The following is an 18,309-nucleotide window of genomic DNA, read 5'->3' as shown; positions in this document are numbered from 1 at the left end:
CTGTGCTATATTAGTTTTCCGGACGGACGCATAGCTCAGTTGGTTAGAGCGCGTCGTTGACATCGACGAGGTCACTGGTTCGAGCCCAGTTGTGTCCATAACATTTCTCACGCAAGAGCCTGAGCTGAGGTTGGGGCTTAATACTCAGTTTACTTGCCTATTTTTCGCGGATAGGTAGTACCTCGACGCAGCTTTTCACCTGCCGCAGCCTACCTTGTTCTGTTCCGGTGTGCCCGTACCACTTTTTCTATACTTTCGAGGTGTTGAAGTTTAGAGTCTGGGGTCTCTTCGTAAAAAAGATAGCAGCCGAAGTATAAGTTAGGACGTTAAACGAAAGGCTGTATCTACTCGTTTACGGAAATCTTCGATAATTCCAAGAAACTTGCTCATTTTTGTTCTTAATAGAAAACCAGTAATGCTCAATATCCTTTAAGTCTGGAGAATAAAGTGGTAAGTATTCGAGTTTACATCCGGCTGATTCTATTAATTCTCTAATTTTTTCTTATTTATAAAAAGTGACATTATCTAAAATTACAATTTGCCTTAATGCAACTCAGTTTATGAGTCTTTATGATAACCATCCCTCAAAAAAAGTTTAAAAGAGAAAAAGTTTTCTATTTAAAAGGTTAATTTATAAATTTGCAAATTATTTGTAATACTAATCACGGCACCTTTTTTAGTTGTTTAAAATTATGTAATCTTTGTCATTTTCCACTCCATACATAAATATAATTTTTCTACTATCTATGCCTTATTCCTCAACATACAGTAGGTTTATGGCTTTTGGCTCTTGATATCTTGGATGAACATCATTCTTTTTTCTCCATCCTTTCGAGGTAAGCAGAATTTTTTTAAATCCAAGTTTTTTCAAGCATGGACCAGTTGTGCGGGCGCTAATCTCACCGCTCTAGGCTTGCGCCATTTCGGCTAGAGTTTTACTGCCAAAATCCATCGTATATTCTTTAACTCTTCGTAAGTCACTAATTTGCGGCTGTATATCTTTTTTGATAGCAAACTTTTGCTGGATAATCTCCTGTTTCTTTTCTCTGCTTGAGCCACAGTTCAATCGTATTAGGACTAATTCGGAAAATTCGGCTAGCTTCCGTTTTTCTCATTTCTCCATCAAGGGCTTGAAGGTTTTTTGCTCTAAAGTCGAGCTATAAAAAGTTGACATCCCTCTTTTTATCCTTGTTTCAACATTTCTATCTCTAATATGTCCTGAGCTTTGCTTCAAGGGCATAGGTGATGAGCTGATTATGCCTTCTGCATTAATCCTTTTCCAACAACCTACATTTGTAAGCGCCCCGCCGTGCAGCTTTTGGTAAAATCTACTATAATTCGCAAGATAACCCCTTCTTAACCCCGCAACCTAAACTTGTGTTTACGACTGCACTTACTCCAAGAGACATCACTAAGACGGCTACTGGACTACCTTACGATTTATTTGAGGCCATTAAAGCCCTAAAAAAAGAGCTAAACGCTATTATTCTCGCTCATTACTACCAAGACTCGGATATTCAAGACATTGCCGACTATATTGGCGATTCTCTGGAACTTTCCCGCAAAGCTGCCAACACGGATGCAGATGTAATCGTCTTTGCAGGAGTCCACTTTATGGCAGAAACTGCCAAAATTCTCAATCCAAATAAGCTTGTACTGCTGCCAGATTTAAATGCTGGTTGTTCCTTAGCAGACACCTGTCCCCCAAAAGAATTTGCCGCCTTTAAAGCCGCTCACCCCGGACATCTAGTTGTTTCCTATATCAACTGCTCCGCTGACATTAAAGCGATGAGCGATATTATTTGTACCAGTTCCAACGCCGTTAAAATTGTCAATCAGATTCCAGAAAATCAACCAATTATCTTTGCGCCGGATCGCAACTTGGGGCGTTACGTTATGGAGCAAACTGGGCGAAACTTGGTGTTGTGGCAAGGTAGCTGCATGGTGCATGAAACCTTCTCTGAAAAGAAAATTATCCAACTAAAAATACAACACCCAGAAGCAGAAGTAATCGCTCACCCAGAATGCGAACCTCCCGTATTGCGCCACGCCAACTTTATTGGTTCGACGACAGCACTGCTGAAATATTCGCAAGCTTGTTCTAGTAATAAATTTATTGTTGCTACCGAGCCAGGAATTATTCACCAAATGCAGCAGCGCGAACCTAAAAAGCACTTTATACCAGCGCCGCCGATGAACAACTGCGCTTGCAATGAGTGCCCGCATATGAGGTTAAATACTTTAGAGAAGCTGTATTTGGCAATGAAAAATCGTGCGCCAGAGATCGTTTTGCCGGAAGAAACGCGAGTAGCGGCTCTGCAACCGATTCAGCGGATGTTAGAAATGAGCGTCTAATATATTTTAGATTTTGCCCTAATGAGTTTGGGGCTGGGATGATTTCAGATGGGCGATCGCGGACGTGGGAAAATAGAAAGTTTGTAGGGGACTGTCGGCGCCAGGTCTCCCCGGAAAACCTAACTTGTCGATGAACCCACGTCCAATCTAATAGCCTAATAATCTAAAATCCCAAATCAAAAATATGAGTACGAACTGCCTGATCGTTTTTACTCGCTATCCAGAACTAGGAAAAACGAAGACGCGATTAATTCCAGCCTTGGGTGAAAAAGGTGCAACGAACCTGCATCGCCAAATGGCGGAACATACGCTAGCTAATATTAAAGAACTCCAAAAAGTTTATCCGCTATCAACTGAAGTCCATTTTGTAGGTGGTAATTCAGATCTGATGCAAAAATGGCTGGGTTCTGGTATTGTCTACCGCAATCAGGCTGAAGGTGATTTGGGATGGCGGATAACGTCAGCTTTCCATACTGCTTTTAATAACGGTATGGAAAGCGTGGCTATTATTGGTACAGATTGCCCCAAACTCAATGCGAAAATAATCGAGCAAGCATTTGACCATTTAAGCAGGTACGATTTAGTTATCGGCCCGGCTACAGACGGCGGCTATTATTTAATAGGTTTGCGCCGTTTGGTTCCAGAATTATTTAAAGAAATCAACTGGGGAACATCTGAAGTGCTGCAAAAAACTCTGGCGATCGCTACTTCTCTCAATTTGGCAGTTGCATTCCTCCCCCCCCTCGCTGATGTTGACCGTCCAGAGGATATTTCAGAAGTTTTGGGTTATGGAATTAACTTAGACCTCAAAACTGATTTATAAGTAATGGAAGTAGCAAAAATTTCCATTATTATTCCAGTTTTGAATGAAGCTACTAACATCAGTTTAGTATTAGCTAGTCTTCGCGATGCCGCAAATATAGAAGTAATTGTGGTAGATGGTGGAAGCCAAGATGAAACGGTAGCTATAGCTACATCTTTGGGATTCAAAGTTGTGTTAGCTAAGCCTGGACGTGCCCATCAAATGAACGCAGGTGCATCTTCGGCTACTGGGGATATCCTGCTTTTTCTCCACGCAGATACGTTTTTACCAACGGGGTTTGAGACAATGGTACGTTTAGCATTGACTCAACCTGGAGCGATCGCTGGTGCTTTTTCCCTTAGAATTGATGGCAATATGCGATCGCTGCGGTTAGTGGAAAAAATGGTGAATTGGCGATCGCGCAATATTTCCTTACCCTACGGCGACCAAGGTATTTTTTTGAAAGCTTCTGTATTTCATGACATCGGCGGCTTCCCCGATTTGCCGATTATGGAAGATTTTGAATTGATGCTTCGCCTCAGACGTAATGGGCGAATTATAATTGTCCCCGCCTCTGTGCTTACATCAGCCCGTCGTTGGCAGAAACTTGGTGTAGTAAAGACTACTTTCATTAACCAAATAGTAATTATTGGCTACTTCCTGCGAGTTCCTCCTTCTATCCTAGTTCGTTGGTATCTAAGCTTCCGCCATTAAAAGATTTTAGTAAGGCTGGAACGCCAAAATTTAAAAATTTCATTAATATTAATTATATTTAGTGTTTTTAGTATTGCGTGGTTATATAGTAATAATACCGATGCCAATGCTAAATGAATATTGCAAAATAAGGTATTGCACAATTAGTGCATAACATAAAAATAGAAAGTATATAAAGTATAAAAATTTTTTTTGTTATCTTTAGAGTTAATTACTGTTTTTAAAAGGGAAAATTAGTCAAAACGGGGGAGTAATTGCAGCGAAGAAGCTTTCTAAAGCATAGTTATCTCTAACCCAATATATCGCAATGGTGATAGTGCAGTGAGTAATCGATAAGTACGTTTAGGCAAAATCTACAATTAAAACATCAGATTTAGTCCCTATATGAAAGTCATGCGTTTAATCGTGCGATCGCTATACAGACAACTGGGTAAAGTATCTCTAGGCTGCGTTAAGTTTTTTCGTAACTACCTCAAGAGGGGGAAGAGAAAACCAGTCGCTTCTAGTTCTGATAGCACGCCGACACCAAAAGCAAATCCAGCACCCTTGCCTAGTAACGAAACGGAGAGACTAAAGGCGCTACACCGCTATAACATTCTGGATACTCCTGCGGAAGAGGCATTCGACGATCTGGCTGTCTTGGCTTCCTATATTTGCGACACTCCCATTGCCTTAGTCAGCCTTGTTGATGAAAATCGGCAGTGGTTCAAGTCAAAAGTTGGTATTGAAGCAGCAGAAACACCAAGAGATTTAGCGTTCTGCGCCCATGCCCTTCTTAGACCCGATCAACCGCTCATTGTGCCCAATGCTCTACAAGATGAGCGGTTTGCCACGAACCCCCTCGTACTTTCTAACCCAGCGATCCGATTTTATGCAGGAGTCCCGTTAGTTACACCCGAAGGGTTTCCTGTGGGAACCCTCTGCGCGATTGACACAATTCCTCGCGATCTAACTAATGAGCAGATTGACGCGCTAAAAGCTTTGGGGCGGCAAGTTATAACCCAACTAGAGCTAAGAATTCATGTCACTCAGTTACAACGCACAGTTATTAAACGCAAGCAAGCCGAGGAGGCATTGCAGGAACAGAGGGAGTTATTAGAAGTAACTCTTTCCAGCATCGGTGACGCTGTAATTGCAACTGATACAACAGCAAACATAACTTTTATAAATCCTTGGGCAGAAGTGCTAACAGGATGGCTTGCCGAAGAAGTTATAGGAAGAAAAATAGATGAAGTTTTTTATACTATCGATGGTCAAACGCGGCAAGAAGTTGAAATTCCTATAAGGAAAGTGCTGCAAGAAAGAGTTGTTGTTGAACAACTAACTAATAATACAGTCTTGCTCGCACGAGATGGCAGACAAATCCCGATCGATCATAATTGTGCCCCCATTCTTAGCAGCAATGGGGCAATGTATGGAGCGGTATTAGTATTTCGCAACATCACTGCTCGTCGGCGGGCAGAACAAGAGCGACTGCAACTCCTCGAACGAGAGCAGGCAGCAAGGAGCGCAGCGGAGGCAGCGAAAAACAGAGTTACGAACATTTTAGAAAGCATCACCGATGGTTTCTTTGCTGTAGACAACGAGTGGCGATTTACCTATCTGAACCCACAATCAGAGCCGCTTTTGCAGCGATCGCGCGACAAACTGCTGGGTAATAATCTGTGGAACGAGTTTCCCGAAGCTGTTAGCTTAATCTTTTACGAGCAATTTAACAAAGCCTTATCCCAGAAAATTGCCGTAGAATTTGAAGAGTTTTATCCGCAGCTCAACACCTGGTTTGCCGTCCATGCTTATCCTTCTAAAGATGGCCTGTCAGTTTATTTTGAAGATATCAGCAAGCGCAAGCAAGCTGAAGAAGACATGCGGCGCACTCAAAACTTCCTAAACTCCATCGTTGAAAACATTCCCCATACAATTTTTGTCAAAGGTGCGGACGAACTTAAGTTTGTCAGCGTCAACAAAGCAGCTGAAGACCTATTTGGTTTTTCCAAAGAAGAGATAGTTGGCAAGAGCGATCGCGACTTTTTTCCTCAAGAGGTAGCTGATTTTTTCACCGCTAAAGATCGGGAAGTATTGTCAAACGGGAAATTTTTAGATATACCCGAAGAACCTATACAAACAAGCCATAAAGGCAGAAGGCTACTGCATACCAAAAAGATACCGATTTTCGACGCCACAGGAAAACCGGAATATTTGTTGGGTATTTCAGAAGACATTACATCGCGCAAGCAGGCAGAGAAAACTTTGCGGCGACAGTTAGCTGCTGTGGAAGCTGCAACAGATGGTATTGCCATTCTTAATAAAAATGTTGAATATATCTATCTGAATGATTCGCACGTCCAAACATTTGGCTACGGCAATGCGGAGGAAATGATTGGCAAAGCTTGGAAAGATTTATACCATCAAGACGAACTAGAGAGAATTGAAAGCGATATTTTTCCCAACCTCTTAGAAAAGGGTAACTGGCAAGGAGAAGCACTTGGCCAAAAACGGGATGGCACTACATTTCCTGTGGAAATTTCCCTTACCTTAATTTCAGATGGTGGAATGATATGTGTCTGTCGGGATATAACTGCTCGCAAGCAGGCAGAAGAAACATTGCGACTGCGCGATCGGGCGATCGCAGCTAGCAGCAACGGCATTGTTATTTGTGATGCCAGAGTGCCCGATTTGCCCATGATCTACGTGAATCCTGCCTTTGAGCGGATGACTGGGTACAAAGCCGAAGAAGTACTGGGACGAAACTGCCGATTTCTTCAAAGCGGCGATCGCCATCAACCAGAGTTAACCAAGCTAAGGGATGCGCTTCAAGAAGCTAAAGACTGCACCGTTGTTTTACGCAACTACCGCAAAGATGGCACTCTGTTCTGGAATGAATTAAGCATTGCGCCGATGTATGATGCTGCTGGCAATCTCAGCCAATATATTGGCATTCAAACAGATATCACTGAAAGAAAAGTAGCTGAGGAGGAACTGCAACAGGCTAAAGAACACCTCCAAGCCGTCTTGGATGCTGTACCTGGGTTTGTTTCTTGGATTGGTTCAGATCTGCGATACAAGGGTGTCAATCGACATCTTGCTGCCAGCTATAACTTATCTCCAGATGCCTTTGTCGGTCAAACTTTGGACTTTTTAGAAAAAAAATCTGAGTGTGCTGGATTTATGCATCAGTTTCTTACCAGCCAGGATCTAGCAGCAAGTCAAGTCATACAAACTAAAGTTAATAACTCTATTAGAGATTACTTAATCGTCGCTCAAAAGTATCAGCAAGGCAGCGCGGCTGTTTCAGTAGCAATTGATATAACCGAGCGAAAGCAGGCAGAAGAAGCACTGCGCGAAAGCGAGGAGCGGTTCCGCCAGATGGCAGAAACTATCCATGAAGTCTTTTGGATAGCTTCTCCAGATCGCACCCAGGTCCTTTACGTCAGTTCTGCATATGAAAAGATATGGGGCTACAGCTGCGAGAGTCTGTACGAGCAGCCTAGCTCTTGGATGAATGCTATCCATCGCGAAGATCGGGAGCGCCTGATAGCTGCTCTAGAGACACAGGTTCGTGGCGGCTACGACGAGGAGTATCGAATTGTACGCAAGGACGGTACGATTTGCTGGATACGCGATCGCGCTTTTCCCGTTACAAACGAAGCAGGAGAAATTTCACGCATCGTCGGTCTTGCAGAGGATATTACCAAGCGCAAGCAAACCGAGGAGGAAGTCCGTTTCTTACAAATAATAACGAAAGCGGTTTTTGATTCCGAAGACTTTCACGCTGCGTTGCGAATTGCCCTAGAGAAAGTTTGCGAAGCTACAGGGTGGGATTTTGGAGAAGCCTGGATTCCGCGCCCCGATGGCACCGTTCTCGAATGCAGCCCAGCTTGGTACACCCGCAGCGATCTTTTACACGAATTCCGAAGACTGAGCGAAGAGGTGACATTTGCACCAGGCGTTGGAATGCCCGGTCGCGTCTGGGTATCGCAAGAACCAGAGTGGCGACGAGATGTTTCTATTGAGTCCAAGCAAGTTTATCCGCGCGTACATTTAGCACTCAAAGCTGGACTAAAAGCCGCACTAGCAATTCCTATTGTTGCTAATGATAGTGTCCTGGCAGTCCTCGTTTTCTATATGTTTGAATCTCGCGAAGAAGATCGACGTCTGATTGAACTTATTTCAGCTTCGACTGAATTGGGCTTATTCATTCAGCGCAAGCGAACCGAAGAAGAAGTTATTAAAGCACTAGAAAAAGAAAAAGAACTGGGGGAACTCAAATCCCGGTTTATTTCTATGACTTCTCACGAGTTTCGCACTCCGCTGACGGCAATTCTGGGTTCTGCCGAATTACTAGAACATTATGGCCACAAATGGCCAGAGGAGAAAAAGCTCAACTATATCCTTCGCATTCAATCTAACGTAAAACATTTAGTTCAGTTATTAGAAGATGTGATGCTGATTGGCAAAGCAGAAGCGCGAAAAGTAGAATTTAAGCCTTCCCCGATCGATTTAGTGCAATTCTGCCTTGTCGTGGTCGAAGAACTGCAACTTACAAGTGGCAGCCAGCATAAAATTGAATTTACGGTTCGAGGTACGTGCAGCGATGCTTGCATGGATGAAAAGCTGCTGCGGCACATACTCACAAATTTACTCACGAATGCTATTAAGTATTCACCCCAAGGCGGTGTCATTGATTTTGAGTTATCTTGTGGGGATGGCAGCGCAGTTTTCCAGATAAAAGATCGAGGAATCGGCATGGCCGCAGAAGATTTACCAAGGCTATTTGAGTCATTTTATCGGGCTAAAAATGTTGGCAAAATTTCTGGGACTGGACTAGGACTGGCAATTGTAAAAAATTCTGTAGAGTTACACGGTGGAGCGATCGCGGTTACAAGCGAAATTGATAGGGGTACAACATTTACTGTCACTCTTCCATTGAATAAATAGATACAAAACTATGACAAAAATTTTAGTAATCGAAGATCAAGAAGATCTTAGAGAGATTATTTTAGAAATGCTTGATAGTGAGAATTTCGCTGCCCTTGGTGCAGAAAACGGCCAAATCGGCGTCCAATTAGCTCAGTCTTACAAACCTGACTTGATTATTTGCGATGTAATGATGCCTGAACTCGATGGTTATGGCGTAATTACCGCCTTGCGCCAAAACCCCGCAACGGCGATGATTCCCTTTATTTTTCTCACCGCCAAAGCTAGCAAAGCAGATTTGCGTCAAGGTATGGAACTGGGAGCAGATGATTATCTCACCAAGCCGTTTACCGTAAAAGAACTGCTGGGAGCTATCACCACTCGATTAGCAAAAAAGGTAGCCGGGGATAGACAATCCCAAGAAAAGCTGGAGGAGTTGCGGAGTAATATCGTCAAGTCACTTCCCCACGAATTGCGTACCCCCCTCAATGGGATTATGGCATTTTCAGAACTTCTTATCGAATCATATGATTTGATGGAAAAAGAAGAAGTTGTGGAAATGCTTTCAGATATTAATTCTTCGGCGATCCGTTTAAACAGGCTGATCCTGAATTTTCTCCTATATGCAGATCTTGAATTAATGGCAAGTAAGCCGGAGCGAGTTGAGGAACTGCGGAATAGTCAAACGAAGAATCCGCAGAAAGCGATCGCAGAAGTTGCTCGCAAAAAAGCTAAAGATGTTGGTAGAGAAGCAGATTTGTCATTAGAATTGCAGGATGCAACTGTTCAAATCTCCGAAGACAAACTGAGGAAGATTGTTGAAGAATTAATTGATAATGCCTTCAAATTTTCTGCAACTGCAACCTCAGTTTACGTCAAAAGTATTTGTCAGAACAATACATTTAATATATACGTGAGCGATCGCGGACGGGGTATGAACGCCGAACAAATCGCCAAAGTAGGAGCCTGTATGCAATTTGAGCGCAAACTCTACGAACAGCAAGGTTCAGGCTTAGGGCTAGCTATTGTTCAACGCTTGGCTGAATTACATGGAGGAGAATTGACTATCGAAAGTCTCCCCAGCGTACAAACAACTTTACATATTTCTCTCCCATTGTCCAGTTAATATTGTTTAAAGTTGTTGACATAACCTCCAGCCACTCAGACTTTTCAAGAGAGGGGCTGGGGGTTATGTTTGGGTTATGCAAGTGTCAAGAAAAGTTAGGAAAATATCTCCTCAACCTCATCCCAAGTGCTTCCAACCAAGAAGATTACACCTCCTAACTTTTACAAAATACCCATTTATAACTAATAACTACCCAACCACCCAGTTAGGTTTTGTTTCTGGGCGTCGGAGGGATTTTCCAGCAGCACAACTTGATAGCGGGTGGGGCGGGGTTCGTCTAAAGTTACATTGCAGGTGCGGAGTTGATCTTGATGGAAAATTGAGACAGCGATCGCGTTTCCAGGTTGGTAATCTTTCAAGCGATCGCTCAACTGTTCTGCACTCACCCGTATCCCATTAATCGCCAGCAACTCATCATTAGCATCAATTCCCGCTAGTTGCGCTGGAGAACTATATTCAACAAACTGAATTATCTCGCGCCCGTTTTGTGATTTAACAGTTATGCCTAAATAGGGTGGTAGATCCTCTTCTATTTCCGGTTCCAGCCGCAAGCCAAAGGGTTCCAAGTATTCCTCAAAAGGCAACTCTTCAGTCCCATCAACGTACCGCTTAAAGAAGTCGCTTAAATCATCGCCAGCAACAGATTCAATTATCTGTTGCAACTGTTCTGGAGTAAAACCGATTTCCTCTTTACCAAATTGCTGCCACATTTGGCGCATGACATCATCGAGCGATCGCTTATTTTCATGACGCGCTCTAATCAGCAAATCCAGCAACAAAGAAATTAATTCCCCTTTCACGTAATAAGAAATTTGCGAATTGCCGCTATTTGCATCAGGTCGATATAGCTTAATCCACGCATCAAAACTCGACTCGCTTACTGGCTGCACTAACCGCCCTGGCGTTGTAAGAAAGCGAGTCAGTTCTTTACCCAAATTAGCCAAAAATGTCTTGGTATCATAAATACCAGCCCGCAGCGGAATCAGCAAGTCATAGTAACTTGTGGCCCCCTCGGAAAACCACAGAGAGGGAGTGTAATTTTCGTTTTCGTAATCAAACACCTCTAATGCTTTAGGGCGGATGCGCTTGACATTCCACAAGTGAAAGAACTCGTGCGCCACCAACTCCATAAACTGATTGTATTTATCCTTCGCCCGAAAGCCTAAGCGCGAGTAATTTAACGTACAACAGTTTTTGTGTTCCAAACCACCAGCGCCCTGAGATGCCAGATGCAACAGAAAAACATACCTGTCATAAGGCAGTCCTTCAAACATCTCGGCTTCTATTTGCACGATTTTCTGGATATCTGGAATTATCCGCTGTGCATCAGCGTTACCTTCTCCCCAGATTGCTAACTGATGAGGTTTTCCTAATATCTCAAAGTCATACAATTGGTGGATACCAATTTCAAACGGGCTATCTACTAGCGTGTCAAAATCCGTCGCATAAAAGGTGTTTGCTTCTCCTGACACCTGCGGTAAGGGTGTTGTGACGCGCCACTCGGGTCGGGGTGGCACAATTTTCACGCGGATGGGTTGTTGCTCTAAACCCGGTATAAAAAAGAACAGGGCAGCGCCATTGAAATAGCCGTGAGTTGAATCCAGATGGTTAGTCCGCACCGTCAGCTCGTTAGCAAATATGCGGTAACGCACCGTTATTTCTGATCTGCCAGCAGTTTGTAACTGCCAGTGATTTTTGCTCAATTTTTGCCAGTTTAAAGATTCCCCATCGCTAGAAGTGGATGAGAAGTTTTGCAGATGTTTGGAATATTCCCGCACTAGATAAGAGCCAGGAGTCCAAACGGGCATTTTTAAATCTAAAACTGCGTTCTGCCAATTTTCTACCCGTAACTCCACTTCAAATAAGTGGGATTCTGGCTGGGGCATGGCGACTTGGTAATGAATCGCCGGGGCGGTGTTAGATAGATTAGCGGGGCGAATAGCTGTTGCTTCAGTCATGGAAGGGGCGATCGCTAGTGACTAGGGACTAGGGCAGCATTACAACGGTTTTTGCTGCCCTGGACTATTAACTATGAACAGTCTAATGTCTCAAGTCTAAATCGCGTGCCTACCGTCGGGCTAAACTCCCCTGGCTAGATGGGTCAATTGCTTAAAATTGATCAGATGGATTATCTCGCGAGCAGGCTCAATCTTGAGCCAGCCTCTACTATCGAGCTTTTCCATAATTTTTGCTGTTTCATCGATGCTAATATCCGTGACGTTGGCCAAATCTTTATAGGGGATGTTGAAGATTTCTATCCCATTCTGGGTTACGTGGCCGTAGTTTTCTCCAAGAGAAACGAGGGTATTAGCTAATTTGACCGCTGGGGGCTGCTGGCGACGTTGAAGGCGTTGATTGATTTGGCGCAGGCGTCGCACCATGAGTTGCAGCATTCGGTGGTGCAACTGGGGGTCTTTGAAGAGGGTTTGAATAAATCTTTGAGCGGAGACACTGAGCAATTTTACATTTGAGAGGGCAATCACATCAGTTGAGCGGGGGGATTCATCAAGAATGGCCATTTCGCCAAAAAAATCGCCCTTGCCCAAGATAGCTAGTGTAACGACATCATCACCTACAAGACGACGGACTTTAACCCAGCCAGACACCACAAAGTAAACGGCGTTGCCCCAGGCATCTTCCATCAAGACTGCTCTGGCTTCTGGATATTCGTGTTCGACGGCAACAGATAGGAGCCATTCCAATGTCTCTGCGTCGGCAGTATTAAACAGAGGGAAAAGCTCGCTAAAAGTTTTAGTGTGCATGGAAGATACTCGGCAATTGTGAACTATAAGGTGTAAAGTATGAAGTGTTAAGCAAGTATGAAGTATTAAGTTTTTTAGGGTAGGCGATCGCATGTCACATCAGCGCTTACCTTGCGGCAGGAAAGAGCTAGCGATGGGTTAGTGCATTATGAACTTTAGGTTTCTAGTGTTGCTGCCGGGGTTTTTGGCAGTAATCTTCAACCCCTTGCCTTTTAATCATCGTTCATTTTTCATCTTTTATGCGACTTTTAGCCCAGCCTGAGAACCTTCTACGGTTCTATTAGAACACAGACAGGCGAAAGCAGTCGTCAACCATTGTTGTTAATGTTTTGCAACTTCGTTCCTGATGGCTGCCAACTGTTGGTCTAGGCTGTCTAGCATTTGGTTGAGCGCTGGAAGAGACTTTAAATCACCGGGAGTGAGCCTCGTGCGATCGCGTATCTCATGCACTTTACGCTGCAACTGTTGAGCCAGACTTAGCGCATCCCGGCTGAGTCTGTCTATCTGTTGCTGCTGATAAAACTTCAAAGCAGCTCCTCGTATCACTTGTAACGTTGCCTCTTCTCCATACTTACCTGGCATTACCCGCAAGCACAGCAATAGACGGTTTTGCTGATAGCGTCGCTCAATTTCTACCTGTGTGGGTTTTTCGACCGGGATTAACGACATATGCGCCATCCGCTTTAGCTCGTTCATTACACCCTGTAAGACTGACAGGGGTAAGTTTTCTAACACTGACTGCAAAACACCATTTTGGCTCCACAGTATGCGGCCTTGAGATTCCTGCCGCTCGAAATAAAGCCGACCAATGCCCTCAATTAATACCCGACCTAGTAATTCTTGGAGTAGTTGCTTAGGCGGCAACGTTCCCAGAACTTGAATCGAATCGGACAAGTGCTGCGCCTGGACTTCTAAAGAGGGCAGATGAGTGCCTATTTTCTGAATATCCGATTTTTCTGTAGGTGTTTTTTGCTCTGGGGCTGGCTGGGGCTGGGTATCTGTACGATCTGCATCAATTTTTGTTTCTTTCTGGTGTTGCGTCTCCCGCGACGGGTCGATCTGAGATTCCATCGCACGACTCAAATGCTCTGGACTTTCCACAATTAAAGTGGGTTGAGCGTTTTGTGGCGGTCTTTTTGCTTGTTTGGTTGTCTCTTTTGGGGCGTTTTTAGACTTGCCGCTATAGTTCAAATAAGCTGAAAGCATTGTTTGGTGGCATTCAACTGAGATCTGCTCGGGTTTAAGCGAACAGTTTAAGTAAGCCAAGATGCGCTTCGCGTAATCTAATGCGGAGGTATCTTTGGTATTTACCATGCCCAACTTGAGGTGACTGCCTTCGAGTGCCAGGGGCAGGATTTGATAGTAAAGGCAAGCTTCAAAGGGGAGAATACTGTCAATGAGGCGAAACATCTGCTCAGTATTCATATGTCACGCCCCAGAGAAAATAAAAATTAAAATGCCAAAAGTAATAAGAAAGAATAAAAGTAGGCTTCCACCCTGACACGGGGCAGCTAGGGGGTTGCATTTTTACTTTCGCCTTCTTACGGAATTGCTTTAAATTAGCCTTGTGTTTGGACTGGGCTGGGTTAACTGGTAGGGACACCATTTACCTTATTCTCCCTATGGTATTTACTCTAATTAGATGCCCCTGGGAGCGATTTTTAAGAGGGAAATATGCAGCTTTGCGGGCATAAATCCACCAATATTGCTAGTTTTTCTCAGCCCCTAATTTTTTTATGGATTAGCGATTAGCCTTGAGAACGGCAACCAAGGGGTTTTTAGCAGCTAGGGCTGCTTTGTAGCGCAGGCTGCGGATTAACAGCTAAGAGCCAAAGTCATATCAAAAGACATTACTCTAAGAGGCAATATCGGCTCACGAAGCGCTGCGTATAGCTTGAGCTGCTAAGTAAAGTTTACTCCATTCGCCCATAACCTGATGAGTTTTCAGGTTTAAGTCTTGGGCGATCGCTTCTAAACTTTTTCCTGCTTTTAACTTATCTAGTAGCTGGCGTTGCGGTTCGCTAAGGGTTTCCCTATATTGCTCCCACTGTTTTGGCGTCAGCCCCAAGCTGTGTTCCTGCACTGATATCTCCAGCCAGCTATCGACTAAGTGCGGCTGAGTTTTGAGGGCAAAGACGCGAATAGCATGGTAGCTGACTTTTTCCCGCAGCCGATACACTTGGTTGATAGGCAAATTCAGGGCAGCCGCGATCGCCTCTTGCGACTTGCCTTGCAGGTAAAGCCGCAGCCACGTTGCAGCCTCTGCGCTGACTTTTTGTGCTAAATAAGTTTCAAATTCGTTTTTGACGGTACTCCGCAGTGTTTGTTGTTCTTCCCAAGCTCGATCGTCTTGATAATCGGTAAGTGCTTGGGAATCTAGCAAACTTATTGGTGAGTCAGAATCATCTAAGTTCACTTCTTCGGAAACCATCCGCACTAGCTCCCCTTCAGGAACGTGGGTCATTCCCGCTCTTTGGCTGCGCCGCAGATAATTGACAAACCTGTATACCAACAGCGGTTGGTTGCGAATCGGTCGCAGGCAATATTCCTCGACGCTGGTTAGCAGCAGCGAGTCGCGCAGGCGGGCGTCTTTGGTACACTTGGCAATCCAGCTTATTTGCTGTTGGATGTAGCGATCGCCTTGCAACATTTCCTGAATTACTTCTTGCAAGACATCCCCCACAGCTCTACTGCGATCGCGGCTGAGTGCTACCCATGTGCGGATTTTATTTCTCAGCAACACTAAACTCCCCAATCTCCCCGTCAGATTGCGATAAGCACGCTCTGGTGACACTCCTAAGTAGCGAGAACGCAAAATTCTGTAGCGATAGTCCATCGCTTGTCTCGCAATCGCCATTTGGCTGGTCGTTAGTGTCTCATAGCGGTCTAAATCTTCTCCTAATAACCAGCGAATGATACTTTCTTGCGTCGCTGGACTTGCTTCTGGGCAATCGCTCAGCAGCCGCGATCGCCAATCTTTTTCCAGTTCCTCCGCCAACCTTGCCATGAGATTGCGCTCCTCACATCCCTGCTTTAAAGTTTGCATTACAACCCCCATTTCAGCACTTCCTCTGTTTTCTGGCAGATGGTCTTTATTTCACCATGTCTCACCAATGGATGATGCGATCGCACTCGCCGATCTACTCCTAACTTAGTCACACTGCCTCTAGTACACAGCTCATGAGGTTTCACGACTTCGATCTATACCCATAAGTGTCTGAGATCACAAACGATCGGGTTGTAGCTCACTACAAAGATTTGTTAAGTTTTTTAAACTAAAGAAATAACTATTTTTAGCAGCTCGAAGATTTGAACTTTTGGCCGTAATAAAACGCAAAAATTTAAACTAGAAGGTGTAATAATATACCGTTTTAATACATAAAATTTCGGCAGTAAAAATGAAAACAATGCAACCAGAGCAGATTGAGCGGCGTTTACAGCAGTTACAAAACGAGCAAAAACTGATACTGAACCAAGTGGATAACGCGATCGCCCTATTTAACAAATCCCATCACCTAGTTGTCTTCAATCAGAAATTAGCCGAAATATGGGGACTAACCCCCGAATGGTTAGCCACCGCGCCACATTGTAACGATGTATTTGCCGCTGTCGTCGCTCAAGGCTACTGGTCGAAGGCTCAGTGCGAACACATCAAATCAACCCTTCACCAAGCCGATGCCCCCGATATCTCAACCTATATAGAACAAACCAACGGCATCTGCTTGGAGGTTTACACAAATGTAACCTGCGATGGCGGACGCCTCTTCAACTTCCGGGATGTCACCCCCAGACAACAAGCGTTTCGTGAAGCTTCGCTAACCCAGTCAAATTTGAACGCCGAGGTAAGGCGGCTGAAATTCTTACTGAGTTTAATGGAACGGCTGCAACCCGCCACTGAACTCAAGGAAATTGGAGAATTTGCGCTTACCTACCTCGTACAGGTTATGGGTGCAGCCTTCGGCGATGTCAAAGTAATTAGAGGTGAGGGATTCGACGCCCAAGCTAAGTTTCTAACAAATCAGATCTCCAGCGAGTTTATTGCCACCTACGGCATACCAGCAATAGAACACATGCAAGCTGTTCTAAGTCAAGGTATCCCCTACGGTCAAGGATTACTCTGGCAAGTTGTAGAAACGGGTAAGCCCCTGTTTGTTGACGATTATCAAACACATCCCAACTCAGTGCCTGGTTTTCGCCACCCAGGAATCGGTCAGCTGGGCATCTTTCCCATTCCTGCCGCCAACGGCAAAATTATTGGAGTGCTTACCCTGGAAAGCAGATGCAACAAGAAACTTCAGGAGGCCCCGCAACAGGATATGCTATTGGCTGCCTGTCGGACGCTGGGCGTCGCGATAGAACGCGCCCAAGCTCAAGAACATCTGCGCCACGTCAACGAGAATTTAGAGAAAGCTTCTCAGCTAAAGTCGGAATTCCTCGCTTCTATGTCCCACGAACTGCGAACGCCCCTCAACAGCGTATTGGGGTTTTCTGACCTGCTGTTGCGAGAACTGGCAGGCCCTTTAACCAAACGCCAGGTAAGCTATGTCCAGGCAATGGAACGTAGCGGGCAACACTTGTTACAGCTAATTAACGACATTTTGGATTTGTCGAAAATTGAAGCTGGTAAGGCAGAACTTGACTTGGAACCAGTCTCGATCCAGACCCTTTGTTCAGAGTCCCTCAAAATGATTCAACCGCGTGCTGATAAAAAGCGGTTGGCACTTTCGCTGGAAATTGATTATCGCTTACAGCAGGCGTCTCTCGATGAACGTCGAGTGCGCCAAATCTTGATTAACCTCCTCTCCAATGCGGTTAAATTTACCCCAGAGGAAGGAAAGATCAAATTAACTGGGCGGCTGGCTTACGGGAGCCAGTTGGCCGGAGAACTGCGACCAGACCGCAGCCCCGTCAATGCCACTACACCTTATCTTTGTCTAGAAGTACAAGACACTGGCATTGGAATTCCCACAGATAAGCTGCATTTGCTGTTTCGGCCTTTCCAGCAGGTGGACTCTTCGTTAACTCGTCGGCATGAAGGTACGGGCTTGGGTCTGGCACTCACCAAGCGGCTGGCGGAACTTCACGGCGGTACTGTTTCTTTGGAATCAGTGGAAAATCAAGGCAGTACGTTTAAGGTCTGGCTGCCTCTTACGGAGATGCGCGAGGAGTTATCGCAGCGGCAAAGTTCCACTGCTGACAGACCTGCTTCTGCTGTGTTCGGAAGCCAACTATCAACCGAGAAGGCGAAACGCATTATGGTTGTGGAGGATCAGCCTTACAACCAGGTGCTGATTACTGAGGTGATGGAATTGGAAGGTTATGCTGTAGAAATTATCTATGACGGTCGCAGCATGATGGAGACGATTCATTCTCCTTTGGTGACGGCTAAATCATTGCCAGATCTGATTTTGATGGATATTCAGTTGCCAGATGTAGATGGATTTGAGCTTATTCGGCAACTTAGGGCTTCGGCTTTATGGAAGCAGGTGCCGATTATTGCGGTTACAGCTATGGCTATGCCTGGAGATCGCGATCGCTGCTTGGCTGCTGGTGCGTCAGAGTACTTGAGTAAGCCTTTAGATCTCGATAAGCTGATTTCTATAGTGCGATCGCATATCTAACCTAGAGTTGATAAC

The 18,309-nt window shown here is 44.8% G+C and carries 10 protein-coding genes, 1 tRNA gene and 1 pseudogene; 7 read left to right on the top strand and 5 right to left on the bottom strand.

Annotated elements, in window-relative coordinates:
* Positions 1-24: 24 nt before the first annotated feature.
* Positions 25-98, top strand: a tRNA-Val gene (locus H6F77_RS25800).
* Positions 99-318: 220 nt separating this feature from the next.
* Here the strand turns inward: H6F77_RS25800 and H6F77_RS28975 are convergent.
* Positions 319-541: pseudogene (locus tag H6F77_RS28975) on the bottom strand (transposase); the annotation flags it as partial.
* A gap of 836 nt (positions 542-1,377) precedes the next feature.
* On the opposite strand from H6F77_RS28975, the gene nadA reads away from it, so the two are divergent.
* From nadA to H6F77_RS25765, 5 genes are all read left to right on the top strand, one after another.
* Positions 1,378-2,355, top strand: a complete 978-nt coding sequence (gene nadA, locus H6F77_RS25785) for a quinolinate synthase NadA (RefSeq protein ID WP_190491780.1) — start codon at positions 1,378-1,380, stop codon at positions 2,353-2,355.
* 184 nt (positions 2,356-2,539) lie between these two features.
* On the top strand, positions 2,540-3,178 hold the full coding sequence (locus H6F77_RS25780) for a TIGR04282 family arsenosugar biosynthesis glycosyltransferase (RefSeq protein WP_190491779.1): 639 nt from the start codon (positions 2,540-2,542) through the stop codon (positions 3,176-3,178).
* A 3-nt stretch (positions 3,179-3,181) separates the two neighbouring features.
* A complete protein-coding gene (locus H6F77_RS25775) occupies positions 3,182-3,871 on the top strand; it encodes a TIGR04283 family arsenosugar biosynthesis glycosyltransferase (protein ID WP_190491778.1) in 690 nt (229 codons plus the stop codon).
* A gap of 384 nt (positions 3,872-4,255) precedes the next feature.
* The gene (locus tag H6F77_RS25770) at positions 4,256-8,806 is read left to right on the top strand and encodes a PAS domain S-box protein (RefSeq protein WP_190491777.1); all 4,551 of its coding nucleotides are present in this window, start codon (positions 4,256-4,258) and stop codon (positions 8,804-8,806) included.
* A gap of 10 nt (positions 8,807-8,816) precedes the next feature.
* Positions 8,817-9,911, top strand: a complete 1,095-nt coding sequence (locus H6F77_RS25765) for a hybrid sensor histidine kinase/response regulator (protein WP_190491776.1) — start codon at positions 8,817-8,819, stop codon at positions 9,909-9,911.
* Between the two features lie 182 nt (positions 9,912-10,093).
* Here H6F77_RS25765 and H6F77_RS25760 read toward each other — a convergent pair whose 3' ends face one another.
* The 4 genes from H6F77_RS25760 to H6F77_RS25745 form a co-directional block, all read right to left on the bottom strand.
* A complete protein-coding gene (locus H6F77_RS25760) occupies positions 10,094-11,869 on the bottom strand; it encodes a M61 family metallopeptidase (protein ID WP_190491775.1) in 1,776 nt (591 codons plus the stop codon).
* Positions 11,870-11,989: 120 nt separating this feature from the next.
* Positions 11,990-12,673, bottom strand: a complete 684-nt coding sequence (locus tag H6F77_RS25755; protein ID WP_190491774.1) for a Crp/Fnr family transcriptional regulator — start codon at positions 12,671-12,673, stop codon at positions 11,990-11,992.
* 321 nt (positions 12,674-12,994) lie between these two features.
* Complete coding sequence (locus H6F77_RS25750; RefSeq protein ID WP_190491773.1) at positions 12,995-14,098, bottom strand: ATPase, T2SS/T4P/T4SS family; 1,104 nt, start codon at positions 14,096-14,098, stop codon at positions 12,995-12,997.
* Positions 14,099-14,546: 448 nt separating this feature from the next.
* Complete coding sequence (locus tag H6F77_RS25745) at positions 14,547-15,719, bottom strand: HetZ-related protein 2 (protein WP_190491818.1); 1,173 nt, start codon at positions 15,717-15,719, stop codon at positions 14,547-14,549.
* Positions 15,720-16,080: 361 nt separating this feature from the next.
* Here H6F77_RS25745 and H6F77_RS25740 point away from each other — a divergent pair, with 361 nt between their 5' ends.
* Positions 16,081-18,294 carry a hybrid sensor histidine kinase/response regulator gene (locus H6F77_RS25740; protein ID WP_190491817.1) on the top strand — a complete coding sequence of 738 codons (2,214 nt, stop codon included), beginning with the start codon at positions 16,081-16,083 and terminating at the stop codon, positions 18,292-18,294.
* Positions 18,295-18,309 lie beyond the last annotated feature (15 nt).

This window comes from Microcoleus sp. FACHB-831, from assembly GCF_014695585.1.
Taxonomy (GTDB): domain Bacteria; phylum Cyanobacteriota; class Cyanobacteriia; order Cyanobacteriales; family FACHB-T130; genus FACHB-831.
The sequence above is the reverse complement of the archived record's forward strand: the minus strand, read 5'-3'. Positions and strand labels throughout refer to the sequence as shown.

What these genes read in the sequence shown, in the direction of transcription:
- H6F77_RS25740 (WP_190491817.1), top strand. Translation starts at nt 16,081, where the DNA reads ATGCAACCAGAGCAGATTGAGCGGCGTTTACAGCAGTTACAAAACGAG.
- H6F77_RS25755 (WP_190491774.1), bottom strand. Translation starts at nt 12,673, where the DNA reads ATGCACACTAAAACTTTTAGCGAGCTTTTCCCTCTGTTTAATACTGCC.
- H6F77_RS25775 (WP_190491778.1), top strand. Translation starts at nt 3,182, where the DNA reads ATGGAAGTAGCAAAAATTTCCATTATTATTCCAGTTTTGAATGAAGCT.
- H6F77_RS25780 (WP_190491779.1), top strand. Translation starts at nt 2,540, where the DNA reads ATGAGTACGAACTGCCTGATCGTTTTTACTCGCTATCCAGAACTAGGA.
- H6F77_RS25765 (WP_190491776.1), top strand. Translation starts at nt 8,817, where the DNA reads ATGACAAAAATTTTAGTAATCGAAGATCAAGAAGATCTTAGAGAGATT.
- H6F77_RS25770 (WP_190491777.1), top strand. Translation starts at nt 4,256, where the DNA reads ATGAAAGTCATGCGTTTAATCGTGCGATCGCTATACAGACAACTGGGT.
- H6F77_RS25750 (WP_190491773.1), bottom strand. Translation starts at nt 14,098, where the DNA reads ATGAATACTGAGCAGATGTTTCGCCTCATTGACAGTATTCTCCCCTTT.
- H6F77_RS25745 (WP_190491818.1), bottom strand. Translation starts at nt 15,719, where the DNA reads ATGCAAACTTTAAAGCAGGGATGTGAGGAGCGCAATCTCATGGCAAGG.
- H6F77_RS25760 (WP_190491775.1), bottom strand. Translation starts at nt 11,869, where the DNA reads ATGACTGAAGCAACAGCTATTCGCCCCGCTAATCTATCTAACACCGCC.